Annotated in this window: 23 protein-coding genes and 1 pseudogene; 16 read left to right on the forward strand and 8 right to left on the reverse strand. The window is 65.0% G+C overall.

What is annotated here, in order from left to right; translation table 11 throughout:
* The 8 genes from LRS12_RS09910 to LRS12_RS09945 are packed head-to-tail and all read left to right on the forward strand — an operon-like array spanning position 1 to position 8,707.
* Complete coding sequence (locus LRS12_RS09910) at positions 1-717, forward strand: hypothetical protein (RefSeq protein WP_257844449.1); 717 nt, start codon at positions 1-3, stop codon at positions 715-717.
* Positions 710-2,845, forward strand: a complete 2,136-nt coding sequence (locus tag LRS12_RS09915) for a CoA transferase (protein ID WP_257844450.1) — start codon at positions 710-712, stop codon at positions 2,843-2,845. Before LRS12_RS09910 ends, LRS12_RS09915 begins: the two co-directional genes overlap by 8 nt.
* Positions 2,842-3,699, forward strand: coding sequence for an alpha/beta fold hydrolase (locus LRS12_RS09920; RefSeq protein ID WP_257844451.1), 858 nt, complete (start codon positions 2,842-2,844; stop codon positions 3,697-3,699). Before LRS12_RS09915 ends, LRS12_RS09920 begins: the two co-directional genes overlap by 4 nt.
* A gap of 20 nt (positions 3,700-3,719) precedes the next feature.
* Positions 3,720-5,876, forward strand: a complete 2,157-nt coding sequence (locus LRS12_RS09925) for an acetate--CoA ligase family protein (RefSeq protein ID WP_257844452.1) — start codon at positions 3,720-3,722, stop codon at positions 5,874-5,876.
* On the forward strand, positions 5,876-6,238 hold the full coding sequence (locus tag LRS12_RS09930) for a Zn-ribbon domain-containing OB-fold protein (protein WP_075150270.1): 363 nt from the start codon (positions 5,876-5,878) through the stop codon (positions 6,236-6,238). The genes LRS12_RS09925 and LRS12_RS09930 overlap by 1 nt, the downstream gene beginning before the upstream one ends.
* Entirely contained in the window at positions 6,235-7,386 is a 1,152-nt protein-coding gene (locus tag LRS12_RS09935) for a thiolase (RefSeq protein WP_257844453.1), read from the forward strand. Before LRS12_RS09930 ends, LRS12_RS09935 begins: the two co-directional genes overlap by 4 nt.
* Positions 7,386-8,225, forward strand: coding sequence for a MaoC/PaaZ C-terminal domain-containing protein (locus tag LRS12_RS09940; protein ID WP_075150268.1), 840 nt, complete (start codon positions 7,386-7,388; stop codon positions 8,223-8,225). Before LRS12_RS09935 ends, LRS12_RS09940 begins: the two co-directional genes overlap by 1 nt.
* Positions 8,225-8,707 carry a nuclear transport factor 2 family protein gene (locus tag LRS12_RS09945; RefSeq protein ID WP_257844454.1) on the forward strand — a complete coding sequence of 161 codons (483 nt, stop codon included), beginning with the start codon at positions 8,225-8,227 and terminating at the stop codon, positions 8,705-8,707. The genes LRS12_RS09940 and LRS12_RS09945 overlap by 1 nt, the downstream gene beginning before the upstream one ends.
* Here the strand turns inward: LRS12_RS09945 and LRS12_RS09950 are convergent.
* Genes LRS12_RS09950 through LRS12_RS09960 form a run of 3 tightly spaced genes read right to left on the reverse strand, consistent with a single transcriptional unit; the run spans position 8,700 to position 9,968 of the window.
* Entirely contained in the window at positions 8,700-9,185 is a 486-nt protein-coding gene (locus tag LRS12_RS09950) for a hypothetical protein (RefSeq protein WP_257844455.1), read from the reverse strand. The two genes, LRS12_RS09945 and LRS12_RS09950, sit on opposite strands and share 8 nt — an antisense overlap.
* A gap of 17 nt (positions 9,186-9,202) precedes the next feature.
* Positions 9,203-9,685, reverse strand: coding sequence for an SDR family oxidoreductase (locus LRS12_RS09955; protein WP_308223038.1), 483 nt, complete (start codon positions 9,683-9,685; stop codon positions 9,203-9,205).
* A complete protein-coding gene (locus tag LRS12_RS09960) occupies positions 9,651-9,968 on the reverse strand; it encodes an SDR family NAD(P)-dependent oxidoreductase (protein ID WP_257844456.1) in 318 nt (105 codons plus the stop codon). Before LRS12_RS09960 ends, LRS12_RS09955 begins: the two co-directional genes overlap by 35 nt.
* 99 nt (positions 9,969-10,067) lie before the next feature.
* Here LRS12_RS09960 and LRS12_RS09965 point away from each other — a divergent pair, with 99 nt between their 5' ends.
* Positions 10,068-10,886, forward strand: a complete 819-nt coding sequence (locus LRS12_RS09965) for an SDR family oxidoreductase (RefSeq protein ID WP_257845478.1) — start codon at positions 10,068-10,070, stop codon at positions 10,884-10,886.
* 21 nt (positions 10,887-10,907) lie between these two features.
* On the opposite strand, the gene LRS12_RS09970 is transcribed toward LRS12_RS09965, so the two are convergent.
* Together LRS12_RS09970 and LRS12_RS09975 are read right to left on the reverse strand one after the other, a co-directional pair.
* A complete protein-coding gene (locus LRS12_RS09970; protein WP_257844457.1) occupies positions 10,908-11,912 on the reverse strand; it encodes an aromatic ring-hydroxylating dioxygenase subunit alpha in 1,005 nt (334 codons plus the stop codon).
* Positions 11,913-11,937: 25 nt separating this feature from the next.
* Complete coding sequence (locus LRS12_RS09975) at positions 11,938-12,948, reverse strand: aromatic ring-hydroxylating dioxygenase subunit alpha (protein ID WP_257844458.1); 1,011 nt, start codon at positions 12,946-12,948, stop codon at positions 11,938-11,940.
* Positions 12,949-13,031: 83 nt separating this feature from the next.
* On the opposite strand from LRS12_RS09975, the gene LRS12_RS09980 reads away from it, so the two are divergent.
* Complete coding sequence (locus LRS12_RS09980; RefSeq protein ID WP_257844459.1) at positions 13,032-13,559, forward strand: MarR family winged helix-turn-helix transcriptional regulator; 528 nt, start codon at positions 13,032-13,034, stop codon at positions 13,557-13,559.
* Here LRS12_RS09980 and LRS12_RS09985 read toward each other — a convergent pair.
* Positions 13,556-14,545: an NADP-dependent oxidoreductase gene (locus LRS12_RS09985; protein ID WP_257844460.1), complete on the reverse strand. Its 990-nt coding sequence runs from the start codon at positions 14,543-14,545 to the stop codon at positions 13,556-13,558. The two genes, LRS12_RS09980 and LRS12_RS09985, sit on opposite strands and share 4 nt — an antisense overlap.
* 173 nt (positions 14,546-14,718) lie before the next feature.
* On the opposite strand from LRS12_RS09985, the gene LRS12_RS09990 reads away from it, so the two are divergent.
* A complete protein-coding gene (locus LRS12_RS09990; RefSeq protein ID WP_257844461.1) occupies positions 14,719-15,390 on the forward strand; it encodes a hypothetical protein in 672 nt (223 codons plus the stop codon).
* A 2-nt stretch (positions 15,391-15,392) separates the two neighbouring features.
* Positions 15,393-15,878: a hypothetical protein gene (locus LRS12_RS09995; RefSeq protein WP_257844462.1), complete on the forward strand. Its 486-nt coding sequence runs from the start codon at positions 15,393-15,395 to the stop codon at positions 15,876-15,878.
* Here the strand turns inward: LRS12_RS09995 and LRS12_RS10000 are convergent, their stop codons facing one another.
* A complete protein-coding gene (locus LRS12_RS10000) occupies positions 15,879-16,700 on the reverse strand; it encodes a class II aldolase/adducin family protein (protein ID WP_075150259.1) in 822 nt (273 codons plus the stop codon). It abuts the gene before it with no gap.
* Between the two features lie 21 nt (positions 16,701-16,721).
* Between LRS12_RS10000 and LRS12_RS10005 the strand changes: the two genes are divergently transcribed.
* From LRS12_RS10005 to LRS12_RS20345, 3 genes and pseudogenes are all read left to right on the forward strand, one after another.
* Positions 16,722-17,798: a glycerol dehydrogenase gene (locus LRS12_RS10005; protein WP_257844463.1), complete on the forward strand. Its 1,077-nt coding sequence runs from the start codon at positions 16,722-16,724 to the stop codon at positions 17,796-17,798.
* The gene (locus LRS12_RS10010; protein ID WP_257844464.1) at positions 17,795-18,868 is read left to right on the forward strand and encodes an NADH:flavin oxidoreductase/NADH oxidase; all 1,074 of its coding nucleotides are present in this window, start codon (positions 17,795-17,797) and stop codon (positions 18,866-18,868) included. The genes LRS12_RS10005 and LRS12_RS10010 overlap by 4 nt, the downstream gene beginning before the upstream one ends.
* Positions 18,865-19,185 (forward strand): annotated as a pseudogene (locus tag LRS12_RS20345) (nuclear transport factor 2 family protein); the annotation flags it as partial. The gene LRS12_RS10010 and the pseudogene LRS12_RS20345, both read left to right, overlap by 4 nt.
* 297 nt (positions 19,186-19,482) lie before the next feature.
* Here the strand turns inward: LRS12_RS20345 and LRS12_RS10020 are convergent.
* Positions 19,483-20,205 carry an SDR family NAD(P)-dependent oxidoreductase gene (locus LRS12_RS10020; RefSeq protein ID WP_257844466.1) on the reverse strand — a complete coding sequence of 241 codons (723 nt, stop codon included), beginning with the start codon at positions 20,203-20,205 and terminating at the stop codon, positions 19,483-19,485.
* Positions 20,206-20,389: 184 nt separating this feature from the next.
* On the opposite strand from LRS12_RS10020, the gene LRS12_RS10025 reads away from it, so the two are divergent.
* Complete coding sequence (locus tag LRS12_RS10025) at positions 20,390-20,890, forward strand: 2,4'-dihydroxyacetophenone dioxygenase family protein (RefSeq protein ID WP_066581594.1); 501 nt, start codon at positions 20,390-20,392, stop codon at positions 20,888-20,890.
* The last annotated feature ends 54 nt before the right edge of the window (positions 20,891-20,944 follow it).

The raw sequence follows: 20,944 nt of genomic DNA on the forward strand, positions 1-20,944 counted from the left end.
GTGGCCGACGCGTTCACCGGCTACCGGCGGCGTGTTCGCGTCGTGCCGGGAGACGGGCGCATCGACGTCGACATGGAGGATGACGCGCATTGCTTTGGCGTGTCGCTGATCCATGATGGCGCACGGATCGAAGCGGTGGAGACGCGGGCGCCGCGCTATCCCTGGTCGACCTGCCCCGCCGCCGGAGGCTTCCTTGCCCAACGGATGGCCGGGGTCGCGCTCGCCGATGCGGCCCTGGTTGAAAATCAGCGCGATCACTGCACGCATCTGTACGACCTGTTCGTTGTCGCCGCGCGACATGCGCTCGATCCTGCGCCGTTCACCTACGACATTCGCGTATCCGATCCGGTCGAGAGCGTGATCGTTGCCGAGATTGATCGCGATGGCGAGACGCTGTTGCACTGGCAGTTCGACGATGTTCGCGAAAACGCGGTCGGCGTACCGGCCGGCGACCGGCGGGCGTTCGATGCCTGGACCCGGGCGCAGCCGGAGAATCTCATCGAAGCCGGGCTGATGCTCCGCCGGGGGGTGATGGTGTCCGGCACCCGCTTTTTCGATTTTCCCGTCGGGGCAGCCGCAAGCGCGATGAGCCAGATGATCGGATCCTGCTTCACCTATGCGCCCGAGCGCGCCGGACAGGCGTTGCGCGCACCCGACACGATTCGCGATTTCTCGAATCATCCAGAAAAAATGCTGAGCGGAGAGCGGGATGACTGACGTGTTGCGCGGTTTCAAGGTGCTCGATCTTGGTGCCGGACAGGCGGTGTCTGCGGCAGGATTGCTATTGGCGCAGAGCGGCGCCACGGTGATCAAGCTCGACCGCGACGATACGCCTCTCAGTCCCGAGCAAGATGCGCTGTGGAACCGCTACAAACAGCGTGAGCCATTCAGCACAGCGCGGCTTGATGCGCTGCTCGGCGAAGTCGATGCAGTGATCCACGACGTGCTGCCCGCCGCTGCGGGCGCGCTCGGCCTTGATAACGCGACACTCTCCATGCGCCATCCGGCACTGATCCATGTCGCGGTCGGCGGCTGGCCTGCCGGCCATCCGAACGAGAACCGCCCGGTCAGCGACGCGCTTGTTTTGGCTGAAGCCGGCCTGCTGGACGAGCAGAAGGCCGTGGCACGCGATGGCCCGGTCTGGCTGCGCTTTCCGCTGGGCAGCGCGCATGCGGGCTATCTTGCGGCGATCGGCGTGCTGGCGCGGCTCTATGCGCGACGGCGCACGGGCAAAGGCGGATCGGTAGCGACCAGTCTGTTGCAGGGCGCGCTGATTCCGACCGCGCTGATCTGGCACCGCGCCGACAGGCCCTCGCCGGCGCTCAAATTCGGATTTCCGAAGGATGCGGGGGCGACACTGTTCGAATGTGGCGATGGTCTGTGGATGCATACCATGGGTCAGCCGATCAAGGCGCCGTCCGTCGCGCGCGCGCTGGCGGCAATGGACCCGGACAGGCGCGCTGCACACAACGCCAGATATGCGAACGCCGTGATCAAATATATCGAGGATCGCGGTGCGATCGAGGCGATCTTCAAGACGCGCCCGCGCAGCGAGTGGCTCGAGGAACTCTGGGCGTCCGATGTGCCGGCCCAACCGGTGCAGAACATGGGCGCACTCTATGAGGACGAGCAGGCGGCGGCGAATTCCTATGTCGTCGATGTCGAAGATACGCGGTTTGGCCGGACCCGCCAGCCCGGGCCGCCGATACAGGTCGCGAGCGGAACGCCGACAGGCGAACCCATGGTCGAAGCGTGCGCGATGGCATCACCGCTGCAGGGCCTGAAGATCGCCGATTTCGGCAACTTCCTGGCAGGGCCGCTGGCTCCGCAACTGCTCGCCGATATGGGCGCGGACGTCGTGAAGGTCAGATCGACGACGGGCGATCCGCTGCGCCATGCCGACTGGGCGTTCAATGGATGCCAGCGCAACAAGCGGGACATCGCAGTCGCGCTCAAGCATCCCGATGCGGGCAAGGTGCTCGAGAAGCTGATCGGATGGGCCGATGTGGTCCACCATAATCAGCGGATGCCTGCCGCGGAAAAGCTGGGCTTTGGATGGGATGCGGTTCGCGCCACCAACCCGCGTGCCGTCTATTGTCACGTCAATTCCTATGGACCGCAGGGGCCGCGCAAGGACTGGCCCGGCTACGACCAGTTGTTTCAGGCTGCCTCCGGATGGGAAGCGGCGAATGCGGGCGAGGGCAATCGTCCGACCTGGTGCCGTTTCGGGATGATGGATCACCTGTGCGCGCTCGCATCGGTCGTGGCGACATTGCTCGCATTGCTCAGGCGCGACGCGACGGGGGAGGGCGAGTTCGTCGCGGCGTCATTGCTCGGCGGCAGTCTCGCGACGATGGAGACCTTTGTCCTCCCCGACGGCACGCTCGCCCCCTTGACCCGACTTGATCGTGACCAGATCGGGATCGGGCCGGCGCAGCGGCTGTTCGAATGCGTGGATGGCTGGGTTGCCGTCGATGCTCCCGGCCGCGATGCCCTGCCCGGCGAGCTGAGCGAAACGGCAATTGCGGCGATGACCAAAGCAGCGGCGGTGTCGGCGCTGACCGCTCGGGGATATCCGGCTGCCGCCGTCGCGCTGGACAACGGCGCTGCCTTTCTCGCCGATCCTGACAATCGCGCAGCGCGTCTCGTCGCCTCGTTCGACCATCCAGCCTATGGCGGCTATGATCAGGTCGGCGTTGCGTGGAGTTTCGGCGATCTCGCGACGCCGCTTCGCCGGCCGCCGCCGTTGCTCGGCGAGCATAGCGCGCAGCTTCTGGAGGAGCTCGGCTTTGATGCCGATGCACGCGCCGCGCTGTTCGCCGCCGAAGCCGTGAAAGCCGCATGACCAGCTGGCTCAGGGGGCTGGGTGGCATAAGGCTGGCGGCGAGCATGTTCGGCCCGGTCGATGGGCCGCCTGTGCTGATGCTGGGCGGATTGGGCCAGACGCGCCATGGCTGGTCGCGCGCGGCGGAACGGCTGAGCGAGCGAGGCTGGCGCGCGATCACGCTCGACCTGCGCGGGCATGGCGAAAGCGATTGGTCACCCGATGGCCATTATGGCTATGCCCGCACGGTCGGCGACTTGCTGGCGGTGATCGACGGACTTGGCCGGCCATGTGTACTCGTCGGCGCCTCGCTCGGCGGCAAGATCTCGCTCGTGGCTGGAGCACAGGCCGGAGCGGAGAGGGTTCGCGCGCTGGTGATCGTCGATACCGTCCCGCGGACCAATCCGGCTGGAGTAGCAGAAGTTACGCAAGTGCTGCGTGCGCCGCCCGAAGGGTTCAGCTCGCCCGACGAAGCCGCGGCGGAACTGGCGCGCATCCGCGGGCAGGAGCCCAGGCCGGACGCGGGCGAACGCATGCAGAGAAACATGCGCATCGACGGGGCTGGGCGCTGGCACTGGCACTGGGATCCGGCCTGGATGGACCGCGAACAGGGAATCGGACTTGCCGCCGCGACCGGCTTTCTCGAAGAAATGTCCGCGCGGCTGACCATGCCGGTCCTGCTGACCCGTGGTGAGCGGAGCCAGGTCGTGAGCGACGAGGGGCTCGCCGCGTTCCGTGCGATCGTTCCCCAGCTTGAAGTCGAGTCGATCGCAGGCGCGGGGCACATGATCGTCGGTGATCGCAACGATGTCTTTGCCGATGCCGCGCTCGCTTTTCTGGACCGGATGTTCGGCCTTCACCCCGTATGTGATTGATTGCTCCGCGCACTTGCCTTGTGCCTCGCATCGACGAAGAGCGAACGGACAATCATAAAGGGCTTTCGATCGACGTGCTTTCGAGCTTCTTCACGCCCGCCAGCATCGCCGTGGTCGGTGCAGCCGACGATCCGTCCAAGCTTCGCGGCAAGCTGCTCAAGCTGGCAAAGGACAGCGCCTATCCGGGCGTGGTGCATGCGGTTCATCCCAGGGGCGGTACGATCCAGGGACAGGCTGCCTATACCAGCCTGAGCGAGATCCCCGGCGGCGCGGAACTGGTGCTGGTCGCGACTCCTGGCGCAACGGTGCCAGGCGTGGTGCGCGAGGCGGTGGCGGCAGGCGCGAAGGCCGCGGTGATTCTGTCCTCGGGCGTCGATATGGCGGATCTGACCGACGCGATCGGCGATAGCGGGCTGCGCTATATGGGACCAAATACCGAGGGGTATTTCGATCTTGCCGGCATTGCCTCCACCTTCGCCGCAGTGGTCGAGGAGGCGCTGTCGCAGAACAGGGCCGCCCCGCGCCCGGGGCGCAAGGTTTCAATCGTGTCGCAATCGGGTGGCCTGGGCTTTTGTCTGTTCGGCCGGGGGCTGTCGGAGAATCTCGACTTCCAGTCCGTCATCACGACGGGCAATGAAGGCGACCTCGAATCCCTCGATTTCGTCGATCACCTGCTCGACCAGGGCGAGAGCGGTGTCATCGTCATGTTCATCGAGGGGCTGAAAAACCCCGCGCGCTTCGCGTCGGTAGCCGCAAAGGCAGCCGACAAGGGCGTGCCCATCGTCGTCATGAAAGTCGGCCGCTCGGAAGCGGGGCAGCGCGCCGCTGTCAGCCACACCGCCCATCTGACCGGCGCGGACACCGCCTATGACGCGGTGTTCGACCGCTACGGCGTGATCCGGGTGTTCGATATGGAAGAGATGCTGGCGGCTGCAGCAGCGCTGGCACGATTCCCGCAGGGCCGTGTGGCCCGTGCGGCGGTGGTCTCGACTTCAGGCGGCGCAGGTGCCTGGGCGGCGGATCTGCTCGGCGCCGCGAGCATCGACGTCCCCGTTCTGTCCTCGCAGCTGCAGGCGAGCCTCCAGGAATTCATTCCCGAATTCGGGTCACCCGCCAATCCGGTCGACGTCACCGCGCAGGCCGTCGAGGCGGGCGGGCGGCCGCTGGTCAAGGTGCTCGAACGCCTGCAGCATAGCGATGAGATCGACGCGATCGTCGTCAATATGGGCCTGCACAAGCCAGGTCGGGTCAAGGCGCTCGCCGACCTGCTCGGGCCGCTCTATTCGGGCGCGACCAAGCCGATCCTGTTCCATTCGCATATTCTGCCGCACCCGGAGAATATGGCGGCACTGGCGGAACTGGGAGGTCAGGGCTTTGCAAGCTTCCGTGGTTGCGCATCCGCCCTTTCGGCGCTCAACAAACATGCGGCCTTTCTGGCTGACTGGAAGGCGCGCGCACCTGTTCTGGCGCCGGCTGCAGCAGCGGTCTGCAACGATATCGCGCCGGGCATATTGAACGAGCTGCAGACCCGCTCGCTGCTGTCGGCCTATAGCATCCCGGTGCCTGCCAACGCGCTGGTTTCCGATCGCGCGGCGGCGCTCGCACAGGCGCGCGCGATGGGCTTCCCGGTCGTGCTGAAAATCCAGTCGCCCGATATCGCCCATAAGACCGAGGCCGGAGGTGTCGCGCTCAACATCGGCGAAAGCGATGTCGAGGCGGCGTTCGACCGGATCATGGCATCGGCGATAGCCTATGCGCCCGATGCCCGAATCGAGGGGGTTCTGGTCCAGAAGATGATGCCCAAGGGGCATGAAATCGTGATCGGCATCACACGCGATCCCGATTTCGGACCGCTGGTGATGTTGGGATCCGGCGGCATCTATCTCGAGGTCCTGAAGGACGTGGTGTTCGCGCCGCCGCCCATTTCGACCGAGGCGGCAAAGACGCTGATCGGGCGTTTGAAGACCGCCCCGATCCTGGAAGGTGTTCGCGGGGAGGCGGCGGGAGATCTCGACGCCCTGGCGGCGCTCATCTCCCGCGTCGCCGACCTCGCGCGCGCCGAAGACAATATCGACCAGCTCGATCTCAATCCCGTATTTGTCTACCCGGCGGGTGAAGGCGTTGTCGCGGTCGACGCGCTCGCCGTCGCCGGCCAGCCCGTCGGCGGAGGCCATTGATGCAGCCCGAAGAACAATATCTCGCGTTTCTCGCCCAAGGGCGCTTCATGCTCCAGCGCGCGAAGGAGAGCGGGACCTATGTCTTCTTTCCGCGCGTCGCTGTGCCGGGAACGGGCGAGACAGACCTCGAATGGGTGGAAGCGTCGGGGGACGGAACCGTCTATTCGACCACGGTGGTTCGCAGCAAACCGCCTGCCGAAGACTATAATGTCGCGCTGATCGACCTGGCCGAGGGGGTACGGATGATGGGCCGCGTCGTCGATATCGACCCGGCAGCCGTGCAAATCGGGCTGAAGGTGAAGGCGAAGGTCGGTGAGATCGACGGCAAGCCCGCAATCCTGTTCACGGAGGCAGGCGCATGAGCTTTCCACGCGGCAGGACAGCGGTGGTGGGCAGCGCCACCTTCGGTATGGGATCGGCACCGGGCTATACGGCGGCCGAACTGCTGGCCAAGGCATCGCTCGGCGCCATCGCCGATGCGGGTCTGAAGCCTTCGGACATTGATGGCGTCTTTGCGATGCTGCCGCAGGACCCGTTCTGCGCGATGTCCGTTCCTGAATATCTGGGCATCCGGCCCAAAATAGTGGAATCGACGCGCACCGGCGGATCGGCGTTCCAGATCCATGCGATGTGGGCAGCGCTCGCGCTCGAGGCGGGCCTGTGCGACGCGGTCCTGATTGCCTATGGCAGCAACCAGCGGTCGGCATCGGGCGGCTTGGTGTCGAGTGGCGCGGCCCCCTTTCCCTACGAGCAGACCTACAAGCCGCGCAATCCGCCGAGCAGCTACGCGCTCGCCGCCGCGCGGCACATGCATGAATATGGCACGACGCGCGAGCATCTGGCCGAGGTTGCGGTAGCCGCACGCAAATGGGCGCAACTGAACCCGGATGCATTCGCGCGCGATTCGCTGACGATCGAAGACGTGCTGGCCGCGCGGATGGTATCCGATCCGCTGACGGTGCGCGATTGCTGCCTCGTTACCGACGGCGCCGCGGCGATCGTGATGACACGCGCCGACCGGGCAAGAGACTTGCCCCAGCCCCCCGTCTATCTGCTGGGCGCGGCGTCGGCGACCTGGTTCAAGAACATCTCCGAAGCAACCGACCTGACCGTGACTGCAGCATCGGAAGCCGGCGCGCGGGCCTATGAACAGGCCGGCGTGAAGCCTTCGGACATTGACATCGTCGAACTCTATGATGCCTTCACGATCAACACGATCCTGTTCCTCGAAGATCTGGGATTTTGTCCGAAGGGGGAGGGCGGACGGTTCGTCGCCGATGGCGGGATCGCGCCGGGAGGCCGGCTGCCGGTCAACACCAATGGCGGCGGCCTGAGCTGTGTCCATCCCGGCATGTACGGTCTGTTCACAATGGTCGAGGCGGTGACCCAATTGCGCGGTCAGGCGGGCACCCGGCAAGTGGCGGACGCGAAGCTCGCGCTGGCGCACGGCAATGGCGGCACGCTTTCCAGCCAGTCGGTCACGATCTTCGGCACAACGGAGACACTCTGATGCCGCTCAACGCCGACTATATCCTTTCGCGCGAATTCGCGCCGGTCGAATCGGTGGTCACCGACCGCGATGTCATGTTCTATGCGCTGTCGATCGGCCTCGGCCGCGATCCGATGGATCCATGGGACTTGCGCTATGTGTTCGAGAAGGACCTGAAGGTCTTTCCGACCATGCCCATCGTCATCGGCCACCCCGGCAACTGGATGACCGATCCCGAAACCGGGATTACCCGAACGATGGTCGTCCATGGCGCGCAGCGGCTGACGACGCTTCGCGACCTGCCGGTTGGCGCGACGGTGATCACCACCAACCGCGTGACCGGCATCTGGGACAAGGGTGACAAGGGCGCGGTCATGGATCTGGTGCGCGAGACCATCGACAAGGCGACCGGAGCGTTGATCGCGCGCAGCGAATCGAGCGTCTTCTGCCGCGCTGATGGCGGCTTTGGCGGACCTCAGGGCGAGTCGCATGTCTTTGAACCGGTGCCCGATCGCGCCGCCGACCGCTCGGTCGAGATGCCGACCGATCCGAACATGGCGTTGATCTATCGCCTCAACAACGATCGCAATCCCCTCCACGCCGAGCCGGCTTTCGCCGCCAAGGCGGGCTTCCCACGCCCGATCCTGCACGGGCTGGCCACCTATGGCGTCGCTGCGGTCGCGGTCGCGAAGACATTCCCCGAACGGGCGATCACCTCGTTCGAAGCGCGCTTCTCCAAGCCGGTGCTGCCGGGCGAGACGATCGCGGTCGATCTGTGGGATGAGGATGGCGCGGTCGCGTTTCGGGCGCGCGTCGGCGACAAGGTCGTGCTCGATCGGGGGCGGGCAATATTGTCGTGATGCTGCTTGAACGCCGGCTGATCGACGAGATCGAGATCCAGCGGCTGGCCGCGGCGTACAGTCATGCGGTGATGCGGCTCGACGGGGCCGCGGCGGCAGCAACCTATGCCGAAGACGGCGTTCTCACCGCCTTCTCCAAGCCCGGCATTGTCGGGCGCGCCGCGATCGCGGAGGCACTGATCCTGACGCTGGAGCCGCTCGCCTTTCTCAATCAGAATTGCGGCGCAGGAATCATCTCGGTCGACGGCGATAGCGCAACCGCAAGCTGGACCGTCACCGAGCTGCTTCAGCGCAAGGGTGAAGACCGTCTATCCTGCTGCTTCGGCAGCTATCAGGACCGGTTGGTGCGCACAGCCGATGGCTGGCGGTTCGCGCACCGGACCTTCGTGCCTTTCTTCCGGGGACGGATCGAGGCGGACGGTCGCTCCTACCCCAATCCGGCTTTCACCGGGCCGGCGGGGCCGCAGAGCGCGCTTAGCTGACCGGGCCAGGCAGCGGGTTTCCCTTCGCTTTCCACGGTTCGCGGTTCTTGAGCGCCGGCACGATGCCCTGCTTCGCGCCATTTTTCTCCAGCAGCGCCAGATAGTCGGCCATGTCCTGTTCCGACCAGAATGCCTCACCACTACCGGCGATCACACCGAGCAATTCGCAGCCGTCCGGCCCGGCGACCCAGGGGCCGAAACGGTCGCCATGCATCAGGAAGATGTGCGTGCCCTTGTGGCATCGCCGGTCGCCGACCGTCACTTCGCCCTCGAGCACGAACACGGTGTGATCGCCCTGGTGCCCATGGGTGAGCGAGATCATCCCCGGCTCCCATCGATTGTAGAATGCGAAGTAACGCGGCATCGATCCGAGGAAGCGTTCATAGATCGAAGCCGTTCGCCCGTCCGCAAACTCGATGCGAACCACCTCCTGCTCGTAAACCTCGTCGATATGTTTGATCCGCGGTGCGCCCAGCATCTTCGCTCTCCCGTCTGTTATCGCATCATCAAGGCCCCGCCATCGACGGGAATGATCTGTCCGGTCATGAAATGCGCGCCGTCTGAAGCCAGGAACGCGACCACCGGCACCAGGTCGCGCCCGATATCGCCGAGCTTGCCGCCGATCGGGATCGCGATCTTGAGGGCGGCATCATGGGCAGCAAGCTGGTCGGTGCTCATGCTGCTTCGGGTCTTGTCGTACATCGGTGTCCAGATGGTGGGCGCGATGGCGTTGACGCGGATATTGTAGCGGCCCCATTCGCTGGCGATTGAGCGCACCCAGGCGACGACGGCCCCCTTGGCGGCGGCATAGGCTGCCTTGCCCGGATAGCCCTTGATCCCAGCCGCCGATGCGAAGTTGATGATCGCGCCGCCCCGATCCTTGAGGTGCGGGAACACCGCCTGATTGATCAGGAAAGTGCCGGTCGCGTTGACGGCGATGGCTTCAAGCCATTGCGCCGGCGGGATCGATCTCGGCAGGCGCGCCGGGCGCTATTCCCGCGGCATGGATCAGCACGTCCAGCCCATCCAGCGCAGCGACGGCTTGGTTCGTCGCAGCATCGACCGAGGCCTTGTCCGTCACGTCGACCGCAAGGAATCTCGCGCCCGCTTCTCCGGCGACCCGTGCCCCGGCATCGGCGTTGAGGTCGAGCGACACGACGCGCGCGCCCATCGCAGGCAGGGCGCGGACCAGCCCTTCGCCCATACCGCTCGCTCCGCCCGTCACGATGATCCGGCGGCCCTCCAACATCCTGTCTGCCATCGCGCTCTCCTTGGACCCTCGATAGCACCGACCAACTGTCCAGCGGATCGCGGCTGTGATCGTTAGCTTCAACGCGTTGCGAAATATCCGCGACTGGCGATCCTTTGGGCCACTGGTTCAAGGGAGAGAGGCGATGGATTTCGGTATCCGGGACAAGGTTGCGTTCGTGTCGGGGGGAGCAAGGGCATGGTGCGCGAGGCCGCGCTGATGCTGGCCGACGAAGGAGCGAAGGTGGCGATCGTCGCCCGCACGCAAGGGCCGATCGACGATACGGTCGCTCAGATCCGCAGCCGGGGCGGTACCGCGATGGGTTATTCCGCTGACCTGACGACACGCAGCGGCGTACGCGACGCCGTAGCTGCGGTGCGTGCGCAATTCGGCGATCCCGACATCGCGATCAGCTGCGTCATGGAGAATATCGCCGGCGACTTCGACGATGTGAAGGATGAGGATTTCGAACGCTTCTTCATCGTCTATGCAATGTCGGTGGTCTATCTGGCGCGCGAGGTCATTCCGGCGATGAAGACCAAGGGCTGGGGCCGGTTCGTCGCGGTCGGATCGGGTACCGCGAAGGAACCCGTCGGCAACATCCACCATATGCTCGCGAACACGACGCGGCCCGCTGCCGTCGGTTTCGTCAAGACGCTGTCGGACGAAGTGGCAAAGTACGGCATTACCTGCAACACTGTCGGGCCGGGCTGGATCGGCACCGCCAATATGTACGACTATCTCGAGAAGAAGATGGGCGTGACGCCCGACAAGGTCGGCGAATTCCTGCATGATCTGATTCCGGCGGGTCGTGTCGGCCGGCCGGAAGAGATCGCATCGACCATCGCCTATCTATGCTCCGACCTCGCCGGCTATATCAGCGGCAACTGGATCGGCGTGGACGGCGGCAAGCACAAGTCGCTGTTCTGACGAGGCGAGGCGGTGGCCGGGCTATAGCTCGACCACCGCGCGGGTCGGTGTCGTGCCCTCGGGCGCTTCATAGAATTGTTCGCCCCATTTGCGCAGCGCCATATAGCCGGCAATGTCCTGTTTCGCGAACACCGGGCGCTGAACGAAGACCTGATGCCGCCAGATGCGCGCATCCTCCTCGAACAACTCGATCGTATGGTGCGCGAAATCACGTTTCGCCTGGGGCATCACGTCGGGGGACGCAGGGTCGCGGGGCAGGAAATAGCTGACCCGAAGGTCCGACACGGCATCGTCTACCGGCGTCGCTGTCAGGATCAGGCGATAGGGATTGCGTCCATCGAATGCAGCGAAGGACAACCCCGGCCCCATGTTGAGCGTATGCAGTGTCATTGCCACCTGCTTGGTCTTTGCCGATTTGAATCCCATGCGCGAGCGCCACCGCGTGCCGGGCGTCTCGAACCACAGGAGCTCAGGGTCTTCCGGCGCGCCATGCGTGAAGCGGAAGTGCATCGAATCGGCCGCATTCTCCTGGATGAGTTGCGGGTGGATCGGTTCGGAAGGCTTGTCGACGATCGCTTGCGGATAGCAGGGATAGCAGTCTGCCTCGCTTCCGGGGAGATCGAAATCGGCGAACAGGTCGGGTAGCTCCCAGCCTTCGCGCGGTGGCCCGCCGGCTGGATCGTGCCACATGAAGATCAACCCGTGCCGCTCGATGATGTGGCGGGTGCGTAACCTCGCGCCGGTCGGCTTGTCCTGATAAGGGATCTGGGCGTTCCGGCCGTCTTTGTCCCACATCCAGCCATGATAGGGGCAGACGACGCAGCCATTTTTCACCTTGCCGCCATAGCCGAGATGCGCACCGAGATGCTTGCAGTGCGCATCCATCACAGCAAGGTCGCCAGCTTCGTCGCGAAACGCCACCATGTCCGCGCCGAAATAGCGCATCGGGACCACGCCGCCCGGAGCGATCTGCGCGCTCCAGCCGATCTGGAACCAGCCTGTCGGTTTCATGCTCAGTTTCAGCATCGATCGTCCTTCGGTGTAGCGATTGTCAAAGGGTCTCGACAAAGGGGGTCGGTGAAGTGCCAGACTCGCCTTCGTAGAAGCGTTCGCTCCAGCTGCGCAGCATCGTGTAGCCCCTGATATCCTGCTGGGCGTAGACGGGGCGCTGGACGAAGATCTGATGCCGCCAGATGCGGGCATCCTCTTCGAACAACTCCGCGGCATGAGCGGCGAAGTCGCGCAACCTGAGCGGCATCATATCGGGCGATGCCGGATCGCGGGGCAGGAAGTAGCTGACCCGGAAATGGGCCGTTTCGTCGTCGATCGGCGTCGCGGTGAGGATCAGGCGATAATGGACATTGTCGCCGTCGAAAAAGGTGAATGAGAGGCCGACATTCGGCTTGATGCCCCGGTTGAACAGGGCGAACTTTCCGGTCTTCGGCGACTTGAACGCCATGGTGCTGTGCAGACGATTGCCCTCGATCCGGCAGTCGGTAAGCTGCGGATATTCCGGCGCGCCATGGGTGAACACGAAGTGCACCGAGTCTGCCGTGTTCTCCATCATCAGTTGTGGATGGATATGCTCGCCCGGCCGGTCGACCACCGCTTGCGGATAGCAGGGATAATAGTCAGCCTCGTCCGCGAGGCTTTCCGGAAAATCGGCGAACAGGTCGGGCAACTCCCACCCGTCGCGCGGCCCCTCGCCGCTCGGATCGTGCCAAAGGAAAATCAGCCCATGGCGTTCGATCGTGGTCCATCTGCGCAGCTTCGCGCCCGTCGGCTTGTCCTGATGGGGGATGTCGGCATTGCTGCCGTCTTCGCGCCACGCCCAGCCATGATAGGGACATAGGATGCAATCCCCGCGAACCTTGCCGCCATGGCCGAGATGAGCGCCCAGATGCTTGCAATGCGCGTCCAGCACGCTCAGGCGGCCGGCACCGTTGCGAAAGGCGACGAGGTCTTGCGCGAAATAGCGCAGGGGCACGGCTTGACCTGGTGCGATTTCAGCCGACCATCCGATCTGAAACCAGCCGGTGGGCTTCATGTTGAGTTTGAGCATCGTCGTCTCGATTTAATTCGAAAATCGAAGTATCATGCGCGATGCGCGGTTTCATCTCTGCGTGCCGATCCACCACATATGCGATGGCGGCGGCCGGAGGGATCGGGCAGCGTGACCGGATGAGCGAGGACCTGCCCAAGACTGTCGCGCATTTGCAGGCCCGTCTTCCATCGGGTCCGATCGGGCGATTGCTGGCGTCGATCGGCAATCTGTCGACCTCGTTGGGCGCGATCCATGCCCGCTTCGCCCAGGACCATGGCCTCGGGCCTCGCGGGATCTGGATCATGAGCTGGATTTCGGAAGGTCAGGGCAATCCCGGCGCCATCGCCCGCGCGATGATCCTGCCGCCCAGCGTCATCTCGGGAGACCTCAACCGGCTGGTCGAGCAAGGACTGGTCGTCCGGCAACGGGGCGCAGCGGACGGCCGGCGGCTCGACTATAGCCTGACCGAAACGGGACAGGCATTGCTGGCGAAAGCGCATGCCCGCTATGTCGCGATCCTGCAGGGCAAGTTCGCCGAATATCCGCCCGACCAGATCGATGCGCTGCTGCGTATTCTCTTCGAGATCAGCGGTCATGTCCGGTCGCATCTCGACGCCGCGGACGATTAAAGGCGGATCAGCCGCTTACCGATCCCCGCACCCTGCAGCATGTTGAGATAGGCGGCGGGGGCCTGTTCCAGATGATCGATGATCGTTTCGCGATGCACGATCGTGCCGCTTGCAATGCCGTCCGCCAGTTCGGCGCGAGCAGGTTCGAACAGCTCTGGGTGCTCGGCGGTGATGAACCCGCGCAATGTGAGCGCGCGATAGAGCAATGTCTTGAAATGCCTGAGCGCCAATGGCGCCTCGTCATTATAGTGCGCCGCCAGTCCGCACAGCATGATCCGGCCGCCCTGCACCATGGCGGGCAAGGCCGCATCGAGACTGGGACCGCCGACATTTTCGAACAGGATATCGATGCCCTCAGGCGCCGCCGCGGCGATCCGGCCCGCCAGATCGGGATCGCGATGGTCGAGGCAGGCATCGAACCCCAGCGTTTCGACGACATAGGCGCATTTGTCGGCGCCCCCGGCGGTGCCGACGATGCGCAGTCCGCGCGCCTTTCCAAGCTGGCCGACCACGCTTCCCACCGGGCCGCTGGCGGCCGAGACGAGAAGGGTTTCGCCCGCTGCAGGCTGAGCGAGGTGAAGCCCGACCCATGCGGTCATGCCCGAGCGGCCCAGCACCCCCAGCGCCAGCCGGGGCGGGTGGATCGCCGCGGAAATTACTTCGGCACGAGCGGCGGCAAGGCTTTGCACCGCTTGCCAACGTCCGATGGCCAGCACGGTATCGCCCACGGCATAGCCCGGCGCTCGCGATGAAATGACTTCGCCTATGATCCGGCCATGGATGGTACCGTCCGCCCAATCCGGAACTTCGCCCGCCCAGCTGCGCATCGCCCGCGCGAGATAGGGGTCGAGGGCGATGTATCGCGTATGGATGGTAATCTCATTCTCGTCCGGCGCACGTGGCTCATCCGCGGCGAACACGAAATCGTCCAGCGCCAGCGTTTCGCAGCGCCGACGCATGCGCCAGAAGCCGTTACTGCCCTGCATCGCCACCTCCCGCCCGGGACTTAACGCATCGATGCCGCATCGCCAGCCGACATGGCATAGAGCGCACATACTTGCGCAATCGGCGCGCGACTTGAAACCTACACCTTGTCGGCTTTAGGGCTGTGAGCAACGTCGAGATACGCCCAGAGGAATTGGATTCCATGCCATCAGCCGTGATCGTTAGCGCAGCGCGCACCGCCGTCGCCACCGCCCGCAAGGGAACGCTCGCCAATACCAGTGCGGAGACATTGGCGCTGGCCGTGCTCAAGGAAGTCGTGGCGCGTTCGGGCGTCGCGCCGGACAGGGTAGACGATGTGATCCTTGCCGAATCGCTCTATGGCGGCGGCGCGGTCGCGCGGCATGCCGCTGTCGAGGCCGGTATGACAAAGGCCGGGGGGATGGCGCTCAACCGGCATTGCGCGGGGAGCCTGACTTCGGTCGGCCTTGCCGCAGCTCAGGTCATGTCGGGGATGGAAACATTCATCGTTGCGGGCGGGGTGATGTCGATCTCGACCGCGCCGAAGATGCAGCGCAGGGTGCCCGGTACGGAGGACGTCCAGGATTTCTGGATGCCGCCGACTCACCCGGACAGCCCGGAGGCACCCAATCTCGACATGTCGATCACGGTCGGCTGGAACACCGCCCGGGCGGCGGGGCTGACGCGCGAGGAACAGGATGCCTGGGCGGTCCGCTCGCACCAGCGTGCGATTGCCGCGATCGACGCGGGATATTTCAACCAGCAGATCGTACCCGTCCAGGCATTGATGCCGGATGGCTCGACCGTGGCGTTCAAGGTCGATGAGCATCCCCGCCGCGATCGACCATCGAGAAACTCGCCACGCTGAAAGTGCTGCATCCCGAAATCGAGGGCTTCTCGATTACCGCAGGCAATTCGAGCGGCGTCAATGATGCGGCATCGGCGATGATGGTGACCACCGACGCGGTTGCCGCGGCCCAAGGTCTCGGGGTGATGGCAAAGATTCGTGCCTGGACCTCGGTCGGCGTCGATCCGGCGAAGACCGGACTTGGCGTTCTCGATGTCATCCCCAAGCTGCTGTCGCGAGCCGGGGTGGATCAGTCCGACGTGGCGTTGTGGGAGATCAACGAGGCGTTCGCCTCGGTCCCGCTGGCAGCGTCGCGGATGCTCGGCATCGATGACGAGACGATCAATATCTCGGGTAGCGGATGCTCCATCGGCCATCCGGTCGCGGCGTCGGGCGGGCGGATGCTGATCACGCTGATCCATGATCTCAAGCGTCGCGGCGGGGGGCTCGGTGTCGCGGCGATGTGTGCCGGCGGCGGTCAGGCGGGCGCCGTCCTCATCGAGGTCTGATCAGTCCCGGTAGCGTGGATCGGCCCGGTCGAGCTGCCGCAGCAGCGCGGGCCATTCGCGACCGCCATCGGTCGAGACCTCCGCACTCCCCGTTTTCGGGGCGAATAGCTGCGCGGTGCGCTGCTGGCTTTCCGCGCTCGGCATGACCGGGGCGCCGCCCGCCAGCGCTGCTACCTGGATCTGGCACGCCGTCTCCAGCCGCTGCATCAGCAGGAACGCTTCCGGGATCGATCGGCCGACGGTCAGCAGTCCGTGATTGCGCAGGATCAGCGCGTCGTTGGCGCCGAGCGCAGCGATCAAACGGACCCGCTCGCCCTCGTCGATCGCCGGCCCTTCGAAATCATGATAGCCGGTGCGGCCGAGAAAGCGCAGTGCGGTCTGGCTGATCGGCATCAGCCCCTGCGGCATGCACGAAACCGCGACGCCCGCACGGGTGTGCGTATGAATGACCGCCTGCACATCGGGCCGGGCCGAATGCACTGCGCTGTGGATGACATAACCCGCCCGGTTTATCCCATAGTCCGTATCGCCCGCGTCGAGGACATTGCCCTCGATGTCGATCCGCACCAGTGAACTGGCGGTAATCTCTTCATACAGCAGCCCGAACGGGTTGATCAGCAGATCCTCCGTATCCGGGATGCGCGCCGTGATGTGATTGAAGATCAGATCCGTCATCCCGTAGCGCGCGATCAGGCGATAGCAGGCGGCAAGGGCGATCCGGGTGTCGCGTTCGATCGGGTTCATGCCCGATGTTTTGCGCCGATCCGCCCGAACCAACAATCGCGGATGGGATGCTTTCGTTTGAACCTTTCGCACGGGCATGTGCTGGGGCAATTTCGGCGGATGATCAGGATCTTTGGCGGGCCGACCCGCTATGTGCAGGGCCCAGGCGCCATCGGCGAACTCGGCACGCTTACGGAACGGCTGACAAAGCGGCCTTTGCTGGTGGTCGATGCCGATGTGCTGCCCTTCGTCGAGGCGCAACTCTCGACCGCCTTTACCGGGCGTCCCAGCATCACGCTCGCCTTTCGCGGCGAGGTCACTCACGCCGCCATCGACCTGCTGGTCGAACAGGCCGGCGACGCGGATTGCGTGATCGGCATCGGCGGGGGCAAGGGACTTGATGCGGCCAAGGGGGTGGCATTCAAGCTGGGCCTCCCGTTCATTGCCGTGCCTTCGATCGCGTCCAACGACTCGCCCACGGGCCGCTCGATGGCGATCTATAATGACGAGCATGTGCTGGTCGCGATCGAGACGATCCCCGACAGTCCGTTGCTGGTCGTCACCGACACGCAATTGATCGCGAATGCGCCCGCACGCTTCCTGCGGACGGGCATGGGCGACGCGCTTGCCAAGAAGTTCGAGGCGGAGCGCGCGGTGGCCGATGGCGCGAGCAACTTCTTCGGAACACGCCAGTTGCGCACGGCATTGGCGATTGCCGATGCCTGTTATCAGACGCTGCGCGAACATGGCGTAGCGGCGATGGCGGCAGCCGAACGGCACGAGCCCGATGAGGCGTTCGAGGCGGTGGTCGAGGCGAATGTTCTGATGGCGGGGCTCGCCTGGGAGAGCGGCGGCCTGTCCTACGCCCATGCTGTCGTACGCGGGCTGGTCAAGGCGCGTGGCGCCGCCAGCGCACCGCATGGCGACCATGTCGGCTATGCGACGCTGGTTCAGCTTGCCATCGAGGGACGCGATGACGGGTTTATCCTCGACGTGATCGGCTTCAACCGAAGCGTCGGTCTGCCTGCCTCGTTGGCGGAGCTGGACATGGGATCACCGACGCCGGATGAAATCGCCGAAATCGCGCGGTTGACGACAATCGGGCCCAAGGGCGGCCGCATCATCGTGAATGCTGACCCCGGCCAGATCGCAGACGCCATCAAGCGGATCGAGCAACTGGCGACCCGGGAGTCGTGACGGCATCGCTCTTTACGCCGTTCACCCTTCGCGGCGTTTCGATGCGCAATCGCATTGGCGTGTCGCCCATGTGCCAATATTCCGCAACCGACGGGCTGGCGAACGCCTGGCACCTCACCCATCTGGCCAGCCGCGCGGTCGGTGGCGCAGGACTGGTGGTCACCGAAGCCGCCGCGGTGACCCCGGAAGGCCGGATCAGCCCGGCCGATCTTGGCCTATGGTCCGATCGGCACAGGGAGGCGTTGCGGCCCGTTGCCGCCGCGCTTGCAGCCGCCGGCGCAATCCCTGGAATCCAGCTCGCCCATTCAGGACGCAAGGGCAGCACTCAGGTGCCATGGCTTGGCCGCGAGGCGGTGCCGCTCGAAGCAGGGGGGTGGAGGGCCGGGAGTGCGACCGCGGCGCCGTTCTCGGCCAGGTCAGCGCCAACCTATGCGCTCGATACCCCGGCTATTGCGGCGATCGTCGATGGCTTTGGCGCAGCCGCGCGCCGGGCCGTTGCTGCAGGATTCCGCTGGGTCGAATGCCATTTTGCGCACGGCTACCTGGTCCATTCCTTCCTGTCCCCGCTCGTCAATGACCGCACCGACGACTATGGCGGCAGCTTCGAGGGACGGGCGCAGCTGGCATTGGAGATCGTCCGGGCCGTCCGCGCCGCGGTGCCGGAAGATGTCCCGGTCGCGGTGCGGCTGTCCTGCGTCGACTGGACTCCCGGCGGCTGGACACTCGACGAGTCGATTCGCCTTGGCCGGCTGCTCGGTGAAGCCGGAGCCGACCTGATCGATTGTTCGAGCGGGTCCGCGATACCCGGTGATGCCCCGCCGGACGGGCCGGCGGTCCAGCGGGATTTCGCGCGCGTCATTCGGGCCCGGACGGGGATGCCGACCGCAGCGGTGGGCGGAATTGTAACGGCTGAGGAAGCCGAGGCGCTCGTCGCGAATGGGGCCGCCGATATCGTCCTGCTCGCGCGCGCCATGCTTCGCGATCCCTATTGGGCGCTGCATGCGGCCCGAGCCTTGGGCGAAACGCCGTCATGGCCGCCACAATATGCGCGCGCGATGGGGACCGGATGACCGACGACATCACCGCAAGGCTCGGGCGGATCGAGGCGATCGAAGCGATCCGGCAACTGGCGTTCGGCTATGCACTGTGCGTCGATGCGCGCGATCTCGATGCGCTGGTCTCGCTCTATGTCGATGACGTTCGGGTGGGCGAGGGCAAGCAGGGACGACCGGCACTGCGCGAAACCTTCGACGCGGCATTGCGCCAGTTCACCACCAGCGCACACCATGTGACCAATCACCTGATCGAACTGCTCGGCCCCGACGACGCCATCGGGCTGGTGAGTTGCCGGATCGAGCATGAAGTCGGCCCCGATTGGGTGACGGCAAGCCTGCTCTATCATGACCGCTATGCGCGGCGGAACGGCATATGGTTGTTTCGCGGGCGGGTGCAGGCCCGGCTCTATGCGACGGCGCAGGACGATCCGCCGGTGGGGCCGGCCAAGATGCGTTGGCCGGGCGCGCCGGTTGCGGAAACCGGCTTCTACGACCCCCTTGCCGTCCTGGGCCGAATATTGGGATGGCGGGACGCGAACGGCATGGAACGGAGAGGGCGCGGATCTGCTCGTTTCCCGCCTGCGGCGCGGCACCCGCCTGCCGCCGCCGCCGCGCTACATCTTCCGGGATCAGACGGAGGAATAGCCCCCATCCACCGGCAATACGACGCCGGTGATGAAGCTCGCTTTGTCCGAACAGAGGAATGCCACCGCATCGGCAATATGGCGTGGCTCGCCCCAGCGGCGCATCGGCGTGCGGCCGATGACGCGCTCGCGCAGCGCAGGGTCGATCTGACGGTCGGTCAGCGGCGTGACGATCCAGCCCGGTGCGACGGCGTTCACGCGAATGCGCTGTTCGGCCCAGGCGATCGCAAGGCTCTTGGTCAGCAATGCAACGCCGCCCTTGCTCGCCGCATAGCCTGGCGCAGTACCGCTGCCGAAGAGGCTCATCATCGATGCGATGTTGACGATCGCGCCGCCGCGTACGGCCAGGGCCGGGCGAAACGCGCGGCAGCAGCGCATCGTACCGGTGAGGTTGACGTCCAGCACATGCTGAAATGCCTCCTCCTCGAACGCCGCGTGGCCGCGTGCGGTCGTGCCCGCGCAATTGACGAGGAAGTCGATTCCACCGGTGTCTGCGGCAAAGGCGCGGACCGCGGCGTCATCGCTGACGTCCAGCGGCTTCATGGCGATTCCGGCAAAGCCCGCTTCGCCGGTCCGGGCATCGACCTCGGCCTGATCATATCCGGTGGCGACGACCTCCGCGCCCGCGGCGTGCAGCGCCTGCGAGATCGCACCCCCGATACCGCCGATACCGCCAGTCACCACCGCGCGTTTGCCCGTGAAGTCCATTTCGCCGTCTCCTTTCCTCTGGTGGATAGTCAGAGACGGGGTGCCATGACAGGGCAAGGCCAGCACATGGGTGATGACTGGCCGTCGGCCGTCCCAGCCATTGACCCTGCGCTACCCCAGGCCGATGAAAGCGTGGACAGGGGCCGCGCCCTCGCGTGTTCCAATTTTGAAGCGGAGCTGCACTATGGCGTCGATCGCCAAGGATTTCCGGCCGGAAGGAATGGCCGCCAATTTTCTGCCCAAAGACCTGGTGGTCAAGATTCCGGAGGATCTGAGCAAATGGGTCCGGCGTCCGGCCGGGCATTATTATTGCCCGATCATGTTCGACACCTCCGCCGGCATTACCGTCAACGTGCTTCACTATCCCAATCCCGGCGTGATCGGACGGCACGTACATGACGGTCCTGTCTTCTCCTACACGATGGAGGGAAGCTGGTATTATCCCGAGCACGACTGGGTCGCGGAGAAGGGATCGTTCGTCTGGGAACCGCCGGGCGAGCATCACACGCTGACCGTCAAGGAATCGATGACGGCGCTCTATGTCATGCATGGCGGCCTGACCTTGCTCGACGAGAATGAGAAGCCGATCGGCTTCGACAATTGCCTTACCCTGCTAGGCTTCTGTGCCGAATGGTATCGCGAGCAGGGTTATGACGACGACTATATCAAGCAATTCATTCGCTGAGCTGCGGCGCGAATGACCACTCGCCCGCTGGATGGCATCCGGGTCGTCGAATTC

The organism is Sphingomonas sp. J344 (assembly GCF_024700005.1).
Classification (GTDB): Bacteria; Pseudomonadota; Alphaproteobacteria; order Sphingomonadales; family Sphingomonadaceae; genus Sphingomonas.